The organism is Armatimonadia bacterium (assembly GCA_039679385.1).
In the GTDB taxonomy this organism is placed as follows: domain Bacteria; phylum Armatimonadota; class Zipacnadia; order Zipacnadales; family JABUFB01; genus JAJFTQ01.
The window spans coordinates 41,702-61,134 of sequence record JBDKVB010000153.1 but is presented as its reverse complement, the minus strand read 5'-3'; the positions used below and the strand labels follow the sequence as shown (position 1 = coordinate 61,134).

The following is a 19,433-nucleotide window of genomic DNA, read 5'->3' as shown; positions in this document are numbered from 1 at the left end:
CTGGCCCAGAGGCTGCCCGAGGTCACCACGGTTGGGGCTCCGCTGACGCTGGTCGGGAGCAGTGCCCTGTTCGAACCGCTGGAGAGCTTCCTGACGGTCGCGCGTCTGACGGACAAGCCGATCAGTGCGGTCTCGCTCATCCCTGCGCACAACCCCTACTTCGGGGAGTTTGGTGAGATTCTGGGCGGCGACCGCTCGCGCTACGTTGGGTGTGGTGGCTGGATGACCTCGCCGCTTTGTATCAGTGAGCGGGCGGGAGAGCTGATCCGCCTGGGGCCGGAGTATGGGAAGACCATCGCCGGAGCGGGCAGTATGGTCATCGCCGGGCTGTCTGGTCCGGTCACCCGCGCCGGGGCCATCGTCGTTGGTGCGGCCGAGATTCTTGGCCCCTGGGTCGGCGCGTTGGCCCTGCAGCCACTGATCACTGGGTTCTCGGGGTCCGCAGCAACGGGGGTTCTCGATCCTCGCACGTCGCGCGGATGCTTCGGCGGACCTGAGGCGGCAAAGCAGGATGTGGCGATCTGCGAGCTGTTTGACCACTGCTTCGGTGGAGGGGTTGGAGTCGCCGGACGCGGGTATGTGGATGGGAAGGTGCCCGGTCTCCAGGTGACCTTTGAGAAGGTGACGAAGGCGCTCTACGTGGCCTATGCACGCGGAGGCGCGCCTCGGATCGGCAACCCGGGGCTGCTGGATGCCGGGCGTGCCTTCTCGCCCGTGCAGTACCTGCTGGACGTGGAGATGGACCAGGCGCTGGGGCATCTGTACAAGGGGCTCGAGGTGACAGAGGACGAAGTCGCCCTCGATACGATCTTCGAGGCGACGGCGGAGTATGGCTCGAGCTTCATCGGGCTTGAGCACACCGCTCATCACCTCCGGGGCGAGTTGTGGCTGCCGCAGTTCATGGACCGAGCCGCCAACTACCCGCCGGGTGGCGAGGACCTGGAGAGGCAGGTAGCGACACGGGCGAATCAGCGCTGGAAGGAGCTCGTGGCGTCCTACCAACCCGTCTCGCGTCCGGAAGTGGGTGCGATCGAAGAGGTGGTAGCGAGGGCGAAGAAGGAGCTCGTCGAGCAAGGGGCGCGGAGATTCCTGGCCTGATTCCGGTGCGGACGAGTGATAGTCCAGGAGAAGACGAAGGGGCCCCGCAGCTTCCCCGGAAGGGTTTGGATGCGGGGCCCCAAGGTTTGTGCAGGATCAGTGACCGGTGCGAAGGGCTAACGCAGGCGCTCGACCGTCTCCATGAGGGCGGCGCAGATGTACTCGTTGTCCTCATCGGTCATCAGGGGGTGCAAAGATGGGCAGAAGAGACGTGCGGAGGTCTCCTCGGACACCGGTAGGCTGAGGTTGCCGACGTGTCGGCGCAGGAAGTCGCTGCTGTTGTGTACCGGTGGGTTGGCAACGCAGCAGCCGACGTTGTAGTCCTCTCGCATGATGCGGAGGAGCTCGTCGCGCTTCTCCCCGGCCCAGTCCTTCGGTACGAGACAGGTGTACAGGTAGAAGGTGTGGTCGCACTCCGGCGGCTCGTAGGGGAGTGTGAGTTCGGGGACCTCGGACAGCATCTCGGTGCGCTTGTGAGCCAGGGCTACGCGCTTGGCGGTCATCTCGTCGAGCTTGCGGAGCTGGACCATGCCAACGGCGGCCTGGACCTTGGTCATCTTGTAGTTACTGCCCCACCACTCGTTGCCGCCCCACTGGCGAATGGCTCGGAGACGTCGGGCGACCTCGGGATCGTCACAGGTGACTGCTCCGCCCTCGCCGAGGGTGGTCATGAGCTTCTGAGTGTGGAAGCTGAAGACCGTCATCCAGGCTCCGTAACCGATCTTGTGGCCCTTGTAGCCGCCACCGCAGGACCGTGCTGCGTCGCCGATGACCTTGGCCGGACCGTACTTGGGATGCGGGTGACGGCTGGCGATCTCAAGGTAGTCGTCGATCGGCGCCGACATGCCGTTCATGTGGGTCGGCAGGATCGCGCGGGTGTTGGCGGTCATCTTGCGCTCGACGTCTGCCGGGTCAAGCTGGAAGGTGCGCGGGTCGATCTCGCCGGGCACCCAGGTTGCGCCCTGGCCGATGATTGCCACGGGAGCAGCGCGGAAGTTGACTGATGGGGCGATGACCTCGTCGCCGGGCTGCAGGTCAAGGCACATGAGGGCCATATCGAGGCCGGTTCCGGCTCCGTTGATGGAGACGGAATCGCCTACGCCGCAGTAGTCGGCGAAGGCACGCTCGAAGTCTTCGATCTCTTTGCAGATGAAGCCGAAACCCACCGTCCAGTCCATGGCGGTCCGGATGGTGTTGACGACGACCTCGATCTCTTCCTCTCCATACCAGCCTCCGAGGAGTGGCTCACCGGGCCATACCACGGGAGGTTTGTGATCTGCGAGAAGCTGCTTTCTGCGGGCGCTGTCCATGCGGTCCTCCAGAGACGATTGTTGAGCTCGACTGGCTAGACAATTCCTCGCGAAGTGTACAGGACCTCCCCTGCGTGAAAGGTCGGCAAGAGGTCACCTCGGGGGGGCTGCCGAACCACCGGCCATGCCTTCGCCGACGACCTACTACGATGACGCTCGTGTTGCGCTGTCCCGATGGCGCAAAGGGATACTCGGGGCGCTCTGGGTCACCTACGCAGCTTTCTATCTGTGCCGCGTGAACCTGGCGGCCGCCCAGGGGCAGCTTGCTCGTGACCGTGGTGTCTCCAAGAACCAACTCGGGTTGATGTTGGCACTGCTTAAGAGCTTCTACGCGACGGGACAGCTGGTGAACGGGGTACTGGCCGACCACCTGCGTCCGCGTCGGATGATCGCAATCGGGCTCACCGGTTCGGCCCTTCTCAACCTCGTGTTCTCACACCTCGACAGCTACCCGTGGATGGCGGCGGTGTGGGCGCTCAACGGGTACTTGCAGGCCCTGGGATGGACGCCCATCGTGCGCATCCTCGCCAACTGGTTCCCGCCGCGCCTGCGCGATGTCAGTTCGGGCGCGATTGGTACGGCCTACATCCTCGGCAGCGGTCTGAGCTGGCTTCTGTCGGGCTATGCGACGGGTGAGCACGGTTGGCGCTACGCTTTCTGGATCCCCGGCTGGGTCTGCCTCGCGGTTGTGGGGCTGTTCCTGCTGGTGGTGCGTGAGGGCCCGGGTGACCTGGGGTTGCCGGACGAGGAGGGGGAGGCGGCAACTGCGGGAGGAGCAGGGGAGCAGGAGATGCCCCTGGTTACGGTGCTGCGAAGCCTGGCGAGTCCGTGGCTGTGGATGGTGGCCCTGGGGAGTACCTGCCTGTGCTTCGGCTGGCACGGGTTGCTGGACTGGACACCGCACTTCCTGGCCGAGGCCGGCGGATGCTCTGCCGAGGAGGCGGCTCGGAAGGCTTTCCTGCTGCCCTTGGGCGGGGCGATCGGCTGCGCGCTGCTTACCTACCTGGCTCGGCGAACCCGCCGCAGCCTGCCCTGGTGGGTGGTTCCGGCACCGCTGCTGGTGCTGGCCGTACTGACCTACAACTTCCCCGCGCTCATGGAGCGCATGCCGGGTCTCCTGCCCCTGGGGCTCATGGCTCTTGGCATGTTCTCAGCCGGACCGGCGGCGCTGATCGCCTGCGCCATGCCGACTAACATCGCCGGGAGCGCTTCGGCAGGTACCGCTGCCGGACTCGTGGATGCCATGGGCTATGTCGGCTCCGCGACCTCGGGTTGGGCCTCGGGTCACATCATGGACCGTGTTGGACAGGTACGGGGCTCCGCGGCGGCCTGGCGAACCGTCTGGCACCTGTGGCCGGTGGGAATGGTGGCAGCGGCAATCCTGACAGGGATCGCCGGACGGCACAACCAATTCTGCGCGGTTGAGCCGTCCGAAGCTGTGCCTCCTGCGACCTCAGAGTAAGAGGTCGCGCGGAACCGGCTCGAGGGCGTTGGCCACAGTCCCCAAGTCGCCACTGGTGGAAGGGCTGGCCCGGCCCCAGTGGAACCGGACCAGCCAGAGAGCTACTTGGCGTTCCTGAGCAGCCAGCGCTTGACGCTGACCAGGTAGCCCGTGGACTTTTCGTTCCTGCCCTGAACCGTGATCTTGACCTCGTGGTCGCCCGCAGACAAGTCGACTACCCCGAAGGACGTGCGATCCCCGGAGTCCACATCCTGGTACCAGGCATCGTAGGGCGCGCCGACGGGCTTCCCGTCGACGCTGACCTGGACGATGGCATACATGGGCGCGATCACGAAGTCGCCGAGGAGTTCGTAGCGTCCCGTCTTCTCAACCGGCACGGTGAAGGCGAGCGACGCGCCGAGGTTCCTGCCACCCAGCAACTGCGACCCCAGGTCATCGAGGCGCTTTGTGTAGGCATCGCCAGCGACGGCGAACTTCAGATCGCGGGCCTCGAAGACGGTGCCGTCGAACTTCTCGACCGGTACGCGGGAGAGAACGACTTCCTGCCGGGAGACGCCCTTTGTGAAGGGCATTGCCAGGACGAGCTTGGCGACGGACAGCCCGGAGTGACCGTCCTTCGTGTACGGATCATGCTGCATGGCAGGCCACAGCAGGCGCGCGCCTGTGGGCATGGTGACCTTCAGGTCGCCGTAGGCGAACCACGGGCCGACCTGCTCGGAAGTGAGTGTCAGCGACTCGCCCAGAGGGAGCTTGGTGCCATCCGCAAGGACGATGCGCTTGGCCCGGTTCATCAGCGGCAGGTGTGCCTCGACGCGCTGATCCGCGGGTGCCTCGTAGAGGAGCTTGAGGTTGCCGTTCTCGGGGAGGACAGAGACGCTGCAGCTCTGGCTACCGTACTGCAGGCTCAGCTTCTGTCCGTCGCCCGCGTCAGATAGGGTGGCCTTGTCCGGCGTCCACTTCAGGTCGATGGCGGGGGCGAAGTTGGGGCTCTCGTCGCCCGCCTTCTGCTTGAGCAGCTCGGGATCGCCGACGGTGAAGGTGGACCAGTAGGGCTGCAGCTTGGTATTGCCGCCGCCGGCGACCAGTCCGAAGTCGTCGTAGTAGACGTCGACGAGGTTGTGCCGGTCCTGGATCCAGCGGCTGGTCGGAACGGGACAGGCGTAGGCCGACATCGCCCACTGCCAGGGCTTGCTGCGAGTGACGACGGCGTCCTTGTTGCCGAGGTAGACGGTAGCCTTGTCGCCTGAGGCTGCGGGCAGGATGCTGTCGCCGGTGCCTCCGTACAGAAGCATGTTCGCGGCGTACTCGGAACTGGTCAGGCGGCCGGCGGCCATGACCAGGCCGATCTGCTGCCGCAGGTAGCCCCGACCCTCCGGGGTCCAGGTGAAGCCCACGTTCCCGGCGTCGATGCCCGAGTGGTAGATCTGCCGCTCGTCAATGCAGGGAACGGGAGAGCCGTTGGGCCACAGCATGCTGGAGTGGAACCTGGCGGAACGGCGCAGTGCCTCAAGGACCACAGGGTCCTTGGAGAAGGTGTAGTAGACGCCGAGGGCCTCGACGTAGACCTCGTTGTAGCCGACGACCGGCCCGAAGTTCTCCGACCAGAACCCGGACGGGTCCTGCTTCTCGACTACTCGCGCCATGAACTTGCGGGCGGCCTCCTTCCACTCCTCATTGTTGAAGGCGATGCCCGCGATGTACAGCGCCATTGCATGGTGCGTCGGGATGTTGTGGATGCCACCGTCGGCGTAGCTGCGGATGCCCTTGAACCCGAGGAGCAGGCCCTTCTCCCACTTGGCCCGCGACTCGGCGGGAAGAGCGTCCTTGACGATGAGGTAGGTTCTGATCCAACGGCTATAGGTCCAGGGCATGTGGATCTGGCCCCAGGTGGAGTTGTCCTTCTTGCGGAAGATCCACATCCCCTTCGCGTCCTGATCGTCCACCAGCGCCTCGCCACCTTTTGCGATGGCGTTCAGCACGCGGTCGCTGTGGTACCAGGGGTTGTTCGCGTCTTGGATGGACCAGGCTGCGGCAAGGGTGATGAGGACGTTCTGGTCGGAGCAGATCCAGGGCTGGCTGCCGAAGCGGCCGGTCGCGAGGTCCTGGCTCTTGAGGATCGGCTCGATGCCGTCGACGAGGCTCGTGAGCAGGTAGTCCCGCGGCGGCCATTGAGGAAGCTCAGCCGCGCCGGCGGGAAGGACGAGAGCGAACAGCAGGAGGAGCATGAGTGCCAGTGAGACCGTTGCGTACATGTCACATCTCCTTCAGGCTTGATGCTGCGTCGCGTCATGTCTAGTGCGTCTGGGTCAGGAGGCGGAAGTCACCTCGCGCAAGAGTTCGAGAGTCTCCTGCCAGCATCCCGGGTCGCCGCCGAGGATGTCGGCGCGGCCACTGAGAGGAAGGGCCGACAGGTAGGCTTCGAGTTCCTCGAGGGAGGCGGTCAGGACAGTGCCTGCGTTGGCCTCGCCGCAACGGACCTCGACGGCTGCCAGGACGATTCGGGCGAAGCGCAGGCCGACACCCAGGCAAGTGACGAACCAGCGGAGGTCGGGGTCCTCGCGGGCCTGCAAGGCCTTCTGGGCGTGCTCAAGAGCCTCTGCGGTGACCTGAACCCGGGTCTGCCAGAGCTCGCGCAGGCTCTCCCAGGTCCAGCCGTGGGCGTTCAGATCGCCTCGGAAGCGGCGGACCTCGCGAGTGATGGCCCACCAGACGCGGGATACCGGTCCACGCATACCGTCGGGCTCGCAGGTGTAGGCGCGGAACATATGCTCCCCGGCCTCCGGGCCCCACAGATGACAGCAAGCCTCGTGAAGCGCTCCCTGAGAACCAAACACGGAGGCGGCGCGATAGGTCCCGGCAATCACCTGGTCCACGAGAGACTGGGCCTGGGAAGCGTCAGCCGGTTGGTCTGCGTAGCCCGATTCCGGGCCACTCCAGAGCGCGCGGGCGTTGAGGAGCTGGGTCGGCTCCTCGTGGACGCCGCCATTGGAGAGACAGACTGAGCGCGCACCCTCGAAAAGGTGGGCGAAGACGCAGGAGGCATTGACCAGGTCGTCGCTGAGGTAGTTGTCGCCGCCGCAGAAGGAGATGACATAGACCCCGTGACCGTTGCCGACCGCCTCCAGGGCGTCTGCCAACTGGGCGATGCGCTTGCTGCCGTCGGGCTCCAGGAACTGCTCGCGGATACCGAACTGCACCTGCGGCGCGGGCCCCAGGAGGGAACTGAGGACACGGAAGTACTCGACTTCCTCGCGCCAGACCTCGGGTTGCCCAGGCTCGCGGAAGTGGGTGTAGACCGGCGAAGTGAAGAGGAGACAGAGATCCTCGGCAGGGCGGTAGTCCGAGGTCGGCGGGATCTGGGACAGTCGATCGCAGACCTTGCGGAACCACGCGGCGACGGCTCCTGCCTGGCCCCGAGGGTCTGCCATCTCGTCGCTGGGGAAGCGCTCGCGGCACTTGGGGCAACGCATCAGCCAGGCTTCGTGGCTCTCGGACAGATAGCCGGTGTCGATGTCGTGGAGGTACATCGCGCCGGGCTGGACGGTGGCGACGAAGTGCTCCATCTCACGCAGCTTGAGGTCCTGGAGGTCGTCGTTGGTGAGGCAGGTGCCGTAGCGTCGGGCTCCGGCAGCGCCCGGCAGTCCGCAGCAGAAGTACTCGGGGCCGTCCGGGTAGCTCTCGCGGTTCAGGAAGACCTGGCCCTGGTACCCGCAGCGGTAGAGTTCCGAGACCTGGTATGACGTGCCGTAGCCGCCACCGTAGCCGGCGAAGACGAGGCTGATTCCCCGCTGCCGGGCGTAGCGGTTCAGGTGTCGCATCAGGTCGGCGTAGCGGGGTGTGCGGTCAGTGGACCACCCGAGGCCGTCGAACCAGACCTGGTTGATCTTGTGCTCGAAGCAGAAGTCGAGCTTGCGCTCGGCGCGGCGGCAGAAGGCCTCGACACCGTCACCCCAGTCGTAGCCCCAGCGGTTGATCTCGGCGTTCAGCAGCCAATCGGAAGCGCAGCGATAGCGGAAGTGGGGCCAGTCGGTAATCTGCAGACACGGGCAGAGGAGAGCGTCACCCTCGTCCCGGAAGAGCTGCAGGAGCGTTGAGACGCCTCGCAGTAGTCCTTCGGTTGAGGCGGCGACGAGAGTGATGCCCTGGGTGTCGACCGCGAGGGTGTAAGCCTCGACGCGCTGGTTCGGGTGCAGAAGCCGTGCTGCGGGAAGGTCGGCGTCGACGACCAGACGCACTGCGACCCTCCCAGCAGGAGACGTCACCTGCACCGGGGCGTGCAGACGTTGGGAGAGTAGTTGGCCGGCGAAGGTATGGTCGGCATCCACCACACAGGCCTGGGGATGAGGACCGGCGACGCCGGTACCGATGTACAGGGATCCTGGGAAGCGACGGACTTCACGGGGTACTGGCCACAGACCGTTCAATTCATGAGACGCCATCAGCGAACCTCACGTCAAGTGCAGGTGGGCCGTCCGTGGCGGCTACTTCCCCGGTCCTGCGGCTACAACCTGCCCGGCTCAGACAAGGAGTGGGGAAGGCCCGTGTTCTTGAGCCTATCAGGCAGTCTCCAGAGGGTTTCCGGACGGGGAGGAATTCGCTCGCGCTTGCATAACCTATCAAGAAGCGAGTACACTCCCCCCTCTTGGGAGCGATGACATTTTGTATGATCCGGTGGGGAAGGCCGTTGTCTCCCGGGCGATGATCGTGCGCGGCCTAGGTGAACTAGGCCTTTGTGAGGGCGAGCTGCTCCAAGTCCACAGTTCCCTGAGCGCCTTCGGCTACGTCGAGGGTGGGGCAGAGGCTGTGGTGGATGCACTGCTGGAGGTTGTCGGTCCGAGCGGCACCGTGATGGTCCCGACCTTCAACCATGGGCGGGCAGAAGTCTTCGATGTCCGCACCACGCCCTCGTACAATGGCGCGATCACGGAGGCCCTGCGGAAGAGACCGCAGGCGCATCGCAGCGTGCATCCGACACATCCCTATGCAGCGATAGGCCCTCTGGCAGAGGAGCTGACTCGTGAGCACCTGGAGCTCTTGACCTTTGACCGTCGGTCGCCCCTGGGTAAGCTCGCGGATATGGGCGGGAAGGTGCTGCTGCTGGGAGTGGGGATGGACCGTAACACCGCCGCGCACATCGGGGAGACCATGGCGCGTGTACACTGCCTGGGGTACCGGCAGTTTCCGCGCAAGGTCCTCGCTGGGGACGGCTCGGTGCAAGAGGCCTGGAGTGTGCTGTGGCGCAATGGCCCGTGCAAGATCGAGTGGGCTCCACTCGAGAGCGCGATGCGGGCACGAAACAGGATTACCGACGGCCGGATCGGCGATGCGCCGGTGCACCTGATGAAGGCGAAGGACGTCATCGACACGGCCCTGGCGCTGACACGGGTGTACTGTCCGAGGTGCGAGACCAAGCCTCTGCCACGCCCGGAGCCGTGAACGCTCCTCTGGTCTTTCGATTGGTCCGTACAGGAGGCATTGAATGAGTCCGACATCGCGTCACCCGTTCCTGCTTCAGAGACTGGTGTGGCATTTCCCTCTGACGCAGACGCATTACGGGGTTCCGCTAGGCAACGGCACCTTTGGCGCACTCCTCTGGGGCGGCGAGCGGGAGGTCTGCATCACTATCAACCGCCAGGACTACTGGGATCACCGCGGCGGGATCACCTGGAACGAAGAGGCCAGTTACCGCAACCTCAAGCGCTGGCTGGAGGAGGACGACGAGGAGAGCCTGCGGCGAGCTTTTGAGGGCACTCGGACTGGCGATGAGTCGTGGCCGTCTCGTCCGACGCGTCTGCCGATGGGACGTGTGGACCTGCGCCTGCCGGAGGGCAAGGTGCTTCGCACCGGCTATCTGGACCTGGGCAGCTCGGAGGCCGAGATCGAGGTTGAGGGTGATGCGACCCTCAGAGCAGCCCTGATGCGGCATGACCCGGTTCTGGCGATTCTGGTAGAGGGGACCGAAGTAGAGGTCCACTCGCAGCCGCCGGACGCTCCCGAAGTGCTGGAGCACTTCCGCAAGTACGGATTCCCGCCGGCCCAGGTGTTTGACGGGGAGGAAGTCGGCGGGTGGGTTCAGGAGTGCCCGGGCGAGCCGGCCATGTGTGTCGCCTGGCAGGCGAAGCGCAGCGAGGCAGGCACGGAGATCCTGATCACCAGCGTCTACGGTGAGACCCCTGAGGCTGCCCGTGAGGAGGCGCTGCAGACCCTGAGTGAGCATGCCGAGGCGGGGTATGCGCAGCTCTCCGACCGCACAGCCTCCTGGTGGGCCGGCTACTGGTCTCGCGTTGCTGCCCTGGCCCTGCCCGACCGTGACCGCGAGCTGCTGTACTACCTGGCGATGTACAAGCTGGCGGGGCTCTCGGTGCCTGGTGGGCCTGCTGCGTCGCTACAGGGCCCGTGGGTCGAGGAATACTGCCTCCCACCATGGCAGTGCGACTATCACTTCAACATCAACGTACAGGAGTGCTACTGGCCGGTCTTCGCCGGGAACTACATCCCGGCCCTGGAGCCGCTGTGGGAAATGGTCCGTGGCTGGGAGCCGCGTCTGCGGGAGAACGCCCGCATCTTCGCCGGCGTGGAGGATGGTCTGCAACTGCCCCATGCTGTGGACGACCGCTGCACCTGCATGGGCGGGTTCTGGACAGGTTCGATCGACCACGGGTCGACGGCCTGGACGGGTCAACTGATGTGGATGCAGTGGCGCTACACGATGGATGAGCGATTCCTGCGCGATACGGCCTACCCCTTCATGAAGGGGGCCATGCGGGTCTACGAGGCCATGCTCGAGGACGACGGCGAGCACTGGTCGCTGCCGGTCAGCGTGTCGCCGGAGTTCGGCGGGGCAGGCAAGCACGCCTGGGGCAAGAACGCGAGCTTCCAGTTGGCGAATATCCACTTCCTGTGCCGGGCGCTTGTGGAAGCCTCGGAGGTTCTGGCGATCGACGAGGAGAACTGTGCTCGGTGGCGTGACATCGACGCTCGGCTTCCGCTCGCGGCGACGGATCCCGACGGACGCGAGATCTACCTGTGGGAGGGGCAGTCGCTGTCGGAAAGCCACCGGCATCACTCGCACCTGGCCGGTCTGTACCCCTTTGACGTCTTTGACTACCATGGCAGCGAGAAGGACCGGGCCCTGATCGACGCGTCCTTCGGCACCTGGACCAGCCAAGGAATGGGGCGCTGGACCGGCTGGTGCATGCCCTGGGCGGCGATCCTGCAGGCACGGACGGGGAACGCCGAAATGGCGGACGTGCTCCTGGGTATCTACCGTCGCTGCTTCATGGGACGCGGGTACAACAGCTCGCACGACTCCCAGTTTCGGGGCTTCACCACCATGGCCGGCCGTCCGCGGATCATGCAGATCGAGGCCACGATGGCCGCCGGTGCAGCGGTCCTGGAGTTGCTTGTGCAGTGCTCGCACGGGACGCTGCGGATACTGCCGGCTGTTCCCTGGTGGTGGCGTGACGTGTCTTTTGAGGGCCTTCGGGCCGAGGGTGCCTTCATGGTTTCGGCTCGCCGGGAGAACGGTCGCCTGCAACTGGTGCGCATCGTCAGCGAGGCCGGCTCTCACCTGCGGCTGGCGAACCCCTTCGGCGAGGCTACCTGCACCGTCGGCTGCGGGGACGGCAAGACCTTCCAGTTCAGCGGCGAGGTCCTGGAGCTGGACACCGCACCGGCCGAGGAGATCGTGATATCGCCGGGTGCCGAGTAGACCTGGCCGGGTGACGGAGATTCCTGCGACGCATCGGAGGAGACCGACCATGAAAGGTCCCTTCACCATCGCGCTGGTCTGCGCGACCGTCTCCCTGGCGGCGTCGCCCGTCGTGGTCTCCGTCAAGATCGTCAAGGCTCAGTCGGGGCGCTGCTCGACGACGCCGAAGCTGGAAGTGCTCGAGCAGGCTCAGGCGTGGAAGTCACTCGACGAGGAGACCTTCCGCGGCGAGAACGAGTGGGAAGCGTACTGGAACCTGGAGACGGCAGCCCTGCCGACTGCGTTGCCCGAAGTACGGGTGACCTGCCCGGGTGTGAAGGTGAGCCGTGTCCTGGTTGGACGAACCGATATCCCCTTCGGGGCCACGGGCGAGGAGGTCAGGTTTCGGCTCGTGCCCGACACCAGTCGCGGACAGCTCCTCCAGACGGTCCTGGACGACCCTGAGGGCGGGCTGCCTATCGACTTGCACCACAACTGGGAGATGCGGCGCGAGCGGGAGTACAAGACGGTCCCCTGGCCGGCCAAGCAGATCGCTGCGCACAACAACTTCCTGTTCGCGGCCCGGGAAGCACTGAAGCTTCTGGGAGGCTTCAGCCCCCGGAACAGCGAGAACCCCTTCGACGGGCGGATAGTGCTCGAAGGCCATGAAACCGCCGCGACACGCGGGCACATGGACTTCCCGCCGCACTTCCACATCATGCTCTACCCGCCCGGCTACATCCCCGGTGCGCAAGTGCCCCACTTCTACCTGGACGAGCAGGGCCGAGTGCAGCGCAACTCCTTCGTGGGACTGGGCATACCCGGCTCGGGTCGCATCTTCGGCCCGGGAGAGTGGTGCTCGATGGTGGACCTGCACGGGAAGGTGGGGCTTGAGCTGAAGATCACGGCTTCCGGCGGGCTTGCGCTTCGCAAGGGGCCTGGTGACGAGGAGTTCGTGTTGGAGCCGGATTCACCAGGGGCGGCCACGGCAGTGTGTGTCTGGCAGGGCACGGAGAAGCGCTGTCGCTGCAGCGTCGTCGACGACGCTGCCCGGGGGCACATGACCATCACCATCGACCACTTCAAGGGAGGGGTCGATGCGCGTACCAGTTGCGAAGAGCTCGACTACGACCCCTTCACGGGGAAGATACAGCAGAGGCGGCGCAGCAACTCAGGATGATCACACGCATTGCGGATACACTCAAACGAGATCTGGCGGAGGTGGCCCGGGAGGCCTCGCACGTCCTGGCGACCGGCGGGATCGTGGCGATGCCCACGGATACCGTGTACGGTCTGGCGGCCCGTGCCGACAGTGATGCCGCGGTTCACAAGCTCTTCGGGGTCAAGGGGCGGCGAGAGGACAACCCGCTGCCGATCCTGCTGCCGGATGCCGAGAGTCTGAAACGAGCGGCAGCACGGGTGCCTGCGGCTGCCCAGGTACTGGCAGACAAGTACTGGCCCGGCCCGCTGACGATCGTGCTGCCCAAGGTGCCTGAGATCAGCGACCTGGTGACTGCCGGGCGTCCGACGGTTGGCTTGCGGGTACCCGACCACCCGATTGCCAGGGCGGTTCTCGCGGCCTGCGATTTCCTGGTAGTGGTCACGAGTGCGAACCCGTCCGCCGGTCGCGCTGCACGGGAGCACCAGGAGGTCCGGCGCGACTTCTCGGGGAAGATAGAGCTGATACTCGCCGCCGACCGCTGTCCGGGAGGGGTCCCCTCGACCGTCGTGGATATGAGCGGCGACGAGCCCCGGATGGTCCGTGGCGGCGCAGTGCCCTGGTCACACGTCCAGGCCGTGCTTAAGCAGTTGGAGAAGGGATAGCCGCCAGTTTTGGACGTGCCGGAGGTCGGCATCGACCAGGTCAGGTGATCGCGGAAGAGACAACTCAGGCTGGCGCCCCAGGGGGAGTGAGTCATGAAGATCGGACTGGTTGGCCTCCCGGGTAGTGGCAAGACGACCTGCTTTCGTGTGCTTAGCGGCCGTCACCATGCCGACACGCACCATGGAAGCACCGTGGCGACAGTTCCGCTGCCGGATTCCCGTCTCGACGAGATCGCCCGCCTGGAGAAGCCCCGGACGCATACCTATGCCGATGTGACCTTCGTCGACTTCGAGGCACTGCGTGCGAACCGTCCGGGTGGCAAGGAACTCGCCCTGCACACCGTGTCGGGGGATGTGGACGCCTTCGCGCTGATCGTGCAGTGCTTTGGGAGCGTCGACCGCGAAGGCAACCCCTTCGATCCGGCCGATGATCTGGATACCCTCATGCTGGCCATGGTGCTGAGCGACCTGGCCATTATCGAGAAGCATCTGGAGAGTCTGAACAAGGGGCCAAGAGCCGAACGAACGCCGCAGCGGATGGACCTGATGCACCGCTGCCGTGACCAGCTCAGCGCAGGCAAGCCCCTGCGGCAGTCGCGCTTCACCTCTGAGGAGCGTCGGTATCTGAGCGGGTTCCGCCCGCTGAGCCTGATGCCGATCCTGGTGGTCTGCAACGTGGCCGAGGATGACCTGAAGGGGGCGAAGGCCTCCTCGACGGTGAAGGGCGCTTCGGCCCTGGGGCTGCCCCATCTGGTCCTGTGCGCGGAGTTGGAGGAGGAGCTGTCTCAGCTCCCGGCCGACGAGCAGCAGGCTTTTCTTGAGGACTACGGACTGGAAGCGGCTGCTCGTGACCGGTTTGTGCAGGCATGCTTCGCGCTGCTCGACCTTCTCGTCTTCTACACAGTCAATCAGGCGGAAGCGAGGGGATGGACGCTGCGGCGCGGTTCGACGGCCTATGAAGCAGCCGGAAGGGTGCATAGTGACCTGCAGGCCGGGTTTGTCCGGGCTGAGATCACGCCCTTCGGCGCTCTGGCAGAAGGTGGGTCGCTGCACGCGTGCAAGGAGAAGGGGTTCACGCGGGTCGAAGGCAAGGACTACGTCGTGCAGGACGGTGACGTTCTCCAGGTTCGGTTCAGCCGCTAGCCGTGAGGGCCCGCAAGCGGACAAGCCGTCGCGCAGGTGGCACGTGGACCGCTTGTAGACACCTCTGGGTCGCGGTTGACAACCCCAGGGTGTTACAATATACTAAGCTGCGCGCGGGGCTGGAGTGTCCGAGTGGGCCGGAATGCCGCCGGCTTCAGCAGGCGGCCATTTTTGTTGTGCCTACCCGTTGATACTGCTTTCGACAGGTCCTGGAGGCCGGCGTTCCACGGCCTCTTCGGGAGGAATACGCGAGGCCGGACGCCCCGGCATACACCAATGTTTGATACCCTGACCGAGAGACTACAGAAGGCGTTCAAACGCCTCAGCGGCCACGGCAAGCTGGGCCAGAAGGACATTCGGGAGGGGCTCAAGGAAATCCGCCTTGCGCTGCTTGAGGCGGACGTCCACTACCAGGTCGTTAAGGATTTCCAGCGGGAGATTCAGAACGCCGCCCTTGGGGAAGACATCCTCAAGGGGCTGAACCCGGCGCAGCAGATCGTCAAGATCGTCCACGGGCACCTTGTTCACCTGCTGGGTGATGCGGCCGTTCCGGTCAAGCGGGCAGACAAGCCGCCTACGGTGATCCTGCTGTGTGGCCTTCAGGGCGCAGGCAAGACGACAACTGCGGGCAAGCTCGCTGCCAGCTACAAGCGTGAGGGCGCCCGACCCCTGCTGTGCGCGACCGACATCTACCGTCCGGCTGCGATTGAGCAGTTGAAACAGGTCGGAGGCCAGGTCGGGGTCGAAGTCTTCTCGATGGGCGAGAGCAACCCGGTGTCGATCGCTCGCGCGGCCCATTCCTACGCAGTTGAGCGGGCTATGGACCCGATGATCATCGACACCGCCGGTCGCTTGCAGATCGACGAAGCGATGATGCAGGAAGCCGCTGACATTGAGGCGAGTTTCCCGGAGGTCGAGACGCTCCTCGTCGTCGACTCGATGACCGGTCAGGATGCCGTCAACGTCGCCAACGGGTTCAACACGAAGCTGCACCTTGATGGTTTGATCCTTACCAAGTTGGACAGTGACGCCCGGGGTGGTGCAGCCCTTTCGCTGCGGTCTGTGACCGGCGTGCCCATCAAGTTCGTGACCGTCAGCGAGCGGATGGACGGGCTCGAGGTCTTTCATCCCGACCGGATGGCACAGCGCATCCTGGGAATGGGCGACGTGCTTACGCTCATCGAGCGTGCCCAGTCCGCGGTAGATGCTGAGGAAGCCGCCAAGCTGCAGCAGAAGCTGCTGAAGGCCGAGTTCGACCTGGAGGACTTCCGCCAGCACCTCAAGCGGGTGCGCAGTATGGGGCCGCTGGACCAGCTGATGAAGATGATTCCCGGTGCCGCGCAGATGGGTGCGGCAATGCCGGATGACCTGGATGAGAGAGAGCTCGACATGGTCGACGCGATCATCTCCTCCATGACGAAGGACGAGCGCGCCTACCCGGACGTGTTGAACGCCAGTCGCAAGCGTCGGATAGCTCGAGGAAGCGGCACGACGGTTCAGGATGTGAACATCCTGCTCAAGGAGTACCGCCAGCTCTCGCAGATGATGGGTGCGATGGCGAAGGGTAAGGGCTTCCAGATAGGTGGCCTGCGCTTCGGCCCGATGAGATAGTCCCGGTCCCTGGTACGGAGAAGCACTGACGCGATTGGTCGCGTCATCATTTTGGTATGCAGTGACACTGGAAGGGAGACGTTCGGTCTTGGCAACAAGAATCCGCTTGAAGAGGACTGGTGCGAAGCACAACGCGCACTATCGCCTAGTGATCATGGACCAGCACAAGCCGCGGGACGGGCGAGCGGTAGAGGAGATCGGCTACTACGATCCGAACACGGATCCGGCCACGGTCGAGATCAATAAGGACCGCGCGCTATACTGGCTCATGACGGGTGCCGTCCCCACTGACACCGTGAACCACCTGTTCAAGCGTGCCGGCATCGTGATCTCCAAGGATGCGAAGGACGCGGCGGCTCCCGAGGCCGGTCAGTAGGTTCCCTTAGCGGCGCCAGTGAGCCTCGCGGGGACCGGAAGGCGAGAGCCACTCTGCCTTGCAGGCGACTGCAGGCTTGCCCGGAGGGCGCCACGACAAGAGTCTGGGCAAGGGTCCACAGGACCGTCGTGCAGTCATGCAAGGTCACTGGAGTGACGCGCCCGATCAGGAGGGCACCATGGATGAACTTGTCACATATCTGGTCAAAGGCCTGGTTGACACTCCTGAGCAGGTGCATGTGAACACCGTCGAGAGTGGAAGCCTGGTCGTGCACGAGGTCAGCGTTGCGCAGGAGGACCTCGGCAAAGTCATCGGCCGTGGCGGACGGATCGCCGAAGCGCTGCGCACCATCGTACGGGCTGTCGCCTGCCCGGATGGTCGCCGGCACACCGTCGAGATCATATCCTAAGAGTGTGACCGAAGCCCCGTCTCGACGGGGCCGTGCGGCGAATCGCGTCCCGTTCGGGAACAGGCCAAGGGCCTGACCCGGTCGTGACGAGGTTTCCGTCTCGTTGGATCGGCTACTCTTCCGATGCCCCAGGAGGGCAAGAGCATGTCGTCAGTAACCATCAGGCGCAACGTTCTTCTTCGTTCCATCGTCACCGAGAAGCTTCGCAAGGAGCTTGCCGAAGAGCTGCAGAACGCGGCCGACGAAGTCGACCAGCGTGTGCAGCAGCTCGACTTCCAGACCCGTGCCTACATCACCGACCTGCAGCGCACCAATCTGCAGCAGGCAATGGCGGTTCGCAAGCAGATTGAGGCCGAGAAGCACCGGCAGCAGGAGCTGCGGGACGCCCTCCTCGAGCGCAAGGCCCAGGTAGAGGAGCTGGAAGACGGGGCCGAGGTCGTTCGCGGCACCCTCGAGAGCTACGTCGAGCTATCGGTCGGGGACAACATCGCCGAGGTTCTGGGCGGCATCGAGATCGTCACCAAGGACGACCTCGTGGTGGAGGTACGCCAGCGCCAGACCGTGGACGAGGGCGAAGAGAGCGTCGCTCAGCTCATCCAGGAAGTCAGGAGCCAGAGTGTTGGCAGCAACCAGTGACGAGCGGTTCGTGATCGGCGAGATCGTCGCCATCCACGGGCTGTACGGGGAGGTCAGGGTGCAGCCACTGACCGACTTCCCCGAGCGTTTTGCCGAACTCAAGCAGTTGTGGGTCCGCATGCCAAAGGGTGAGGCGGTGCGCTACACCGTCAGCTCGGTCAAGCATCACACGAGCAAGTCACTCATGATCCTGGGGCTGGGTGGGGTGAAGGACCGGCAGTCGGCCGCGAAGCTGATCGGCGGGATCCTGGAGATTGACGCCGAGGACGTTGTGGAACTGCCGCAGGACACCTACTTCGAGCACGACATTCTGGGGCTGCAGGTTGTGACCACCGATGGGCGCGACCTGGGGCGGATAGAAGACATTCTGCGCACAGGCGCCAACGATGTCTACGTGACGCCGGTCTGCCTGATCCCCGCCATCGCGGATGTGGTGAAGTCGATCGACATCGCCGGCGGGAAGGTTGTTATCGAGCCGATTCCCGGGCTCCTTGAAGAAGAGGAATAATGCGCATCGACGTGGTGACGATCTTCCCGGAGTTCTTTGCCGGCCCGCTGGAGCTGAGCATCGTGGGCCGGGCACAAGCCGCCGGAGTGGTCGAGATCCGTTGCCACGACCTGCGCGACTGGACCACCGACGCGCACCGAACGGTGGACGACGCTCCCTATGGTGGCGGTCCCGGGATGGTGATGAAGCCGGAGCCCCTGTTCGCCGCCGTTGAGGAGTTGCGTGGCGGGGAGCCGGTTCCGGTGGTGTCCTTCACACCGACCGGGGAGGTGCTGACGCAACGCAAGGTGCAGCAGTTAGCGCGGTCGCCGCGGCTGATCATGATCTGCGGGCGCTATGAGGGCATCGATCAGCGGGTCTGTGATGCGCTGGTCACGGAGGAGGTCTCGGTTGGCGACTACGTGCTCAGTGGGGGAGAGCTGCCGGGGCTGATCCTGATTGATGCAGTGGTGCGTCTCCTGCCGGGTGCTGTCGGGAATGAGCAGTCACCGCTGGAGGACTCCTTCTCAGAGGGGTTGCTTGAGCACCCGCAGTACACGCGTCCAGCGGACTTTCGGGGTCTTGAAGCGCCCCGGGAGTTGGTGAGCGGGCACCATGCGCAGGTGAATCGGTGGCGTCGCAAGGAGTCGCTGCGCCGCACCTATGAGCGCCGGCCGGAGCTGCTGGCGCAGGTAGGTCTGAGCAAAGAGGATCAGCGGCTGCTGGCGGAGATAGTCCGGGGCGAGTAGCACTAGAAGGTTTGTACAGGCGCATTTCCCGGCGCGGGAACCGCGCCGTCAACTGGCACGTTGTAACATCTGAGCGAGGGACACGGAAAATGCACGAACTCCTGAAGTATGTTCAGGCCAAGCACATGAAGCGCAGCACGCCGGACTGCCGTGTTGGCGACACCGTCCGAGTCATGGTGAGGGTCAAGGAAGGCACCGGGAAGGAAGAGCGTGTCCGCCTGCAGGCCTTCGAGGGCGTTGTGATCGGGCGCAGCGGCGGCGGCATCGACGAAGCCCTTCGCGTTCGCCGCGTGACCCACGGGATCGGCGTGGAGCGTCTGTTCCCGCTGCACTCCCCGATCGTTGCCGACGTTCTCACCGTCCGCCACGGCAAGGTCCGCCGCTCCAAGCTGTACTACCTGCGAGATCGCGTGGGCAAGAAGGCTCGCGTGAAGGAGCAGGAGCGCGACGTCGTTGTGGCGCGCGAGAAGGCGAGCAAGGAGCGCCGCGAGGCCGAGGCTGCAGCGATCGCTGCCGAGGCTGCGGCTGCCCAGGAGCAGGCACCCGCCGAGTAGACTGTGCCCGCCGGGTCTGTTAGCTGTTGTGCGTATCTGGTAGGCGCCTGACCGGCGCCTACCCATTCTGCTATCGTGTGAGCC

Annotated in this window: 17 protein-coding genes; 14 read left to right on the top strand and 3 right to left on the bottom strand. The window is 64.9% G+C overall.

Annotation, left to right across the window (positions count from 1 at the left end):
• A partial coding sequence (locus ABFE16_17905; GenBank protein MEN6347178.1) for a trimethylamine methyltransferase family protein occupies positions 1–1,098 on the top strand: 1,098 nt, incomplete at its 5' end.
• A 116-nt stretch (positions 1,099–1,214) separates the two neighbouring features.
• Here the strand turns inward: ABFE16_17905 and ABFE16_17900 are convergent.
• Positions 1,215–2,408 carry a DegT/DnrJ/EryC1/StrS family aminotransferase gene (locus ABFE16_17900; GenBank protein ID MEN6347177.1) on the bottom strand — a complete coding sequence of 398 codons (1,194 nt, stop codon included), beginning with the start codon at positions 2,406–2,408 and terminating at the stop codon, positions 1,215–1,217.
• A gap of 124 nt (positions 2,409–2,532) precedes the next feature.
• On the opposite strand from ABFE16_17900, the gene ABFE16_17895 reads away from it, so the two are divergent.
• Positions 2,533–3,870, top strand: coding sequence for an MFS transporter (locus ABFE16_17895; GenBank protein ID MEN6347176.1), 1,338 nt, complete (start codon positions 2,533–2,535; stop codon positions 3,868–3,870).
• 101 nt (positions 3,871–3,971) lie between these two features.
• Here ABFE16_17895 and ABFE16_17890 read toward each other — a convergent pair whose 3' ends face one another.
• Positions 3,972–6,122, bottom strand: a complete 2,151-nt coding sequence (locus tag ABFE16_17890; protein MEN6347175.1) for a hypothetical protein — start codon at positions 6,120–6,122, stop codon at positions 3,972–3,974.
• Positions 6,123–6,176: 54 nt separating this feature from the next.
• A complete protein-coding gene (locus ABFE16_17885; protein MEN6347174.1) occupies positions 6,177–8,309 on the bottom strand; it encodes a glycoside hydrolase family 20 zincin-like fold domain-containing protein in 2,133 nt (710 codons plus the stop codon).
• Positions 8,310–8,529: 220 nt separating this feature from the next.
• Between ABFE16_17885 and ABFE16_17880 the strand changes: the two genes are divergently transcribed.
• From ABFE16_17880 to rplS, 12 genes are all read left to right on the top strand, one after another.
• Complete coding sequence (locus ABFE16_17880; protein ID MEN6347173.1) at positions 8,530–9,306, top strand: AAC(3) family N-acetyltransferase; 777 nt, start codon at positions 8,530–8,532, stop codon at positions 9,304–9,306.
• A 43-nt stretch (positions 9,307–9,349) separates the two neighbouring features.
• The gene (locus ABFE16_17875; GenBank protein ID MEN6347172.1) at positions 9,350–11,581 is read left to right on the top strand and encodes a glycoside hydrolase family 95-like protein; all 2,232 of its coding nucleotides are present in this window, start codon (positions 9,350–9,352) and stop codon (positions 11,579–11,581) included.
• Between the two features lie 49 nt (positions 11,582–11,630).
• The gene (locus ABFE16_17870) at positions 11,631–12,740 is read left to right on the top strand and encodes a hypothetical protein (protein MEN6347171.1); all 1,110 of its coding nucleotides are present in this window, start codon (positions 11,631–11,633) and stop codon (positions 12,738–12,740) included.
• Positions 12,737–13,384 (top strand): L-threonylcarbamoyladenylate synthase, encoded by a 648-nt coding sequence (locus ABFE16_17865; protein MEN6347170.1) that lies wholly within the window; start codon positions 12,737–12,739, stop codon positions 13,382–13,384. Before ABFE16_17870 ends, ABFE16_17865 begins: the two co-directional genes overlap by 4 nt.
• Positions 13,385–13,477: 93 nt before the next feature.
• The gene (locus ABFE16_17860; GenBank protein MEN6347169.1) at positions 13,478–14,527 is read left to right on the top strand and encodes a DUF933 domain-containing protein; all 1,050 of its coding nucleotides are present in this window, start codon (positions 13,478–13,480) and stop codon (positions 14,525–14,527) included.
• Between the two features lie 276 nt (positions 14,528–14,803).
• A complete protein-coding gene (gene ffh, locus ABFE16_17855; protein MEN6347168.1) occupies positions 14,804–16,138 on the top strand; it encodes a signal recognition particle protein in 1,335 nt (444 codons plus the stop codon).
• 88 nt (positions 16,139–16,226) lie between these two features.
• Complete coding sequence (rpsP, locus tag ABFE16_17850) at positions 16,227–16,514, top strand: 30S ribosomal protein S16 (GenBank protein MEN6347167.1); 288 nt, start codon at positions 16,227–16,229, stop codon at positions 16,512–16,514.
• Between the two features lie 178 nt (positions 16,515–16,692).
• A complete protein-coding gene (locus tag ABFE16_17845) occupies positions 16,693–16,923 on the top strand; it encodes a KH domain-containing protein (protein ID MEN6347166.1) in 231 nt (76 codons plus the stop codon).
• Between the two features lie 144 nt (positions 16,924–17,067).
• Positions 17,068–17,559 (top strand): YlqD family protein, encoded by a 492-nt coding sequence (locus tag ABFE16_17840; protein MEN6347165.1) that lies wholly within the window; start codon positions 17,068–17,070, stop codon positions 17,557–17,559.
• The gene (gene rimM, locus ABFE16_17835; GenBank protein ID MEN6347164.1) at positions 17,543–18,067 is read left to right on the top strand and encodes a ribosome maturation factor RimM; all 525 of its coding nucleotides are present in this window, start codon (positions 17,543–17,545) and stop codon (positions 18,065–18,067) included. Before ABFE16_17840 ends, rimM begins: the two co-directional genes overlap by 17 nt.
• Positions 18,064–18,795: a tRNA (guanosine(37)-N1)-methyltransferase TrmD gene (gene trmD / locus ABFE16_17830; protein MEN6347163.1), complete on the top strand. Its 732-nt coding sequence runs from the start codon at positions 18,064–18,066 to the stop codon at positions 18,793–18,795. The genes rimM and trmD overlap by 4 nt, the downstream gene beginning before the upstream one ends.
• A gap of 89 nt (positions 18,796–18,884) precedes the next feature.
• On the top strand, positions 18,885–19,349 hold the full coding sequence (gene rplS, locus ABFE16_17825) for a 50S ribosomal protein L19 (protein MEN6347162.1): 465 nt from the start codon (positions 18,885–18,887) through the stop codon (positions 19,347–19,349).
• Positions 19,350–19,433: the final 84 nt, after the last annotated feature.

Coding starts and splice junctions, on each gene's coding strand:
- ABFE16_17875 (MEN6347172.1), top strand. CDS start 9,350: ATGAGTCCGACATCGCGTCACCCGTTCCTGCTTCAGAGACTGGTGTGG.
- ABFE16_17885 (MEN6347174.1), bottom strand. CDS start 8,309: ATGGCGTCTCATGAATTGAACGGTCTGTGGCCAGTACCCCGTGAAGTC.
- ABFE16_17865 (MEN6347170.1), top strand. CDS start 12,737: ATGATCACACGCATTGCGGATACACTCAAACGAGATCTGGCGGAGGTG.
- ABFE16_17840 (MEN6347165.1), top strand. CDS start 17,068: ATGTCGTCAGTAACCATCAGGCGCAACGTTCTTCTTCGTTCCATCGTC.
- rplS (MEN6347162.1), top strand. CDS start 18,885: ATGCACGAACTCCTGAAGTATGTTCAGGCCAAGCACATGAAGCGCAGC.
- ABFE16_17895 (MEN6347176.1), top strand. CDS start 2,533: ATGCCTTCGCCGACGACCTACTACGATGACGCTCGTGTTGCGCTGTCC.
- ABFE16_17870 (MEN6347171.1), top strand. CDS start 11,631: ATGAAAGGTCCCTTCACCATCGCGCTGGTCTGCGCGACCGTCTCCCTG.
- ABFE16_17845 (MEN6347166.1), top strand. CDS start 16,693: ATGGATGAACTTGTCACATATCTGGTCAAAGGCCTGGTTGACACTCCT.
- ABFE16_17860 (MEN6347169.1), top strand. CDS start 13,478: ATGAAGATCGGACTGGTTGGCCTCCCGGGTAGTGGCAAGACGACCTGC.
- ffh (MEN6347168.1), top strand. CDS start 14,804: ATGTTTGATACCCTGACCGAGAGACTACAGAAGGCGTTCAAACGCCTC.
- ABFE16_17890 (MEN6347175.1), bottom strand. CDS start 6,122: ATGTACGCAACGGTCTCACTGGCACTCATGCTCCTCCTGCTGTTCGCT.
- ABFE16_17900 (MEN6347177.1), bottom strand. CDS start 2,408: ATGGACAGCGCCCGCAGAAAGCAGCTTCTCGCAGATCACAAACCTCCC.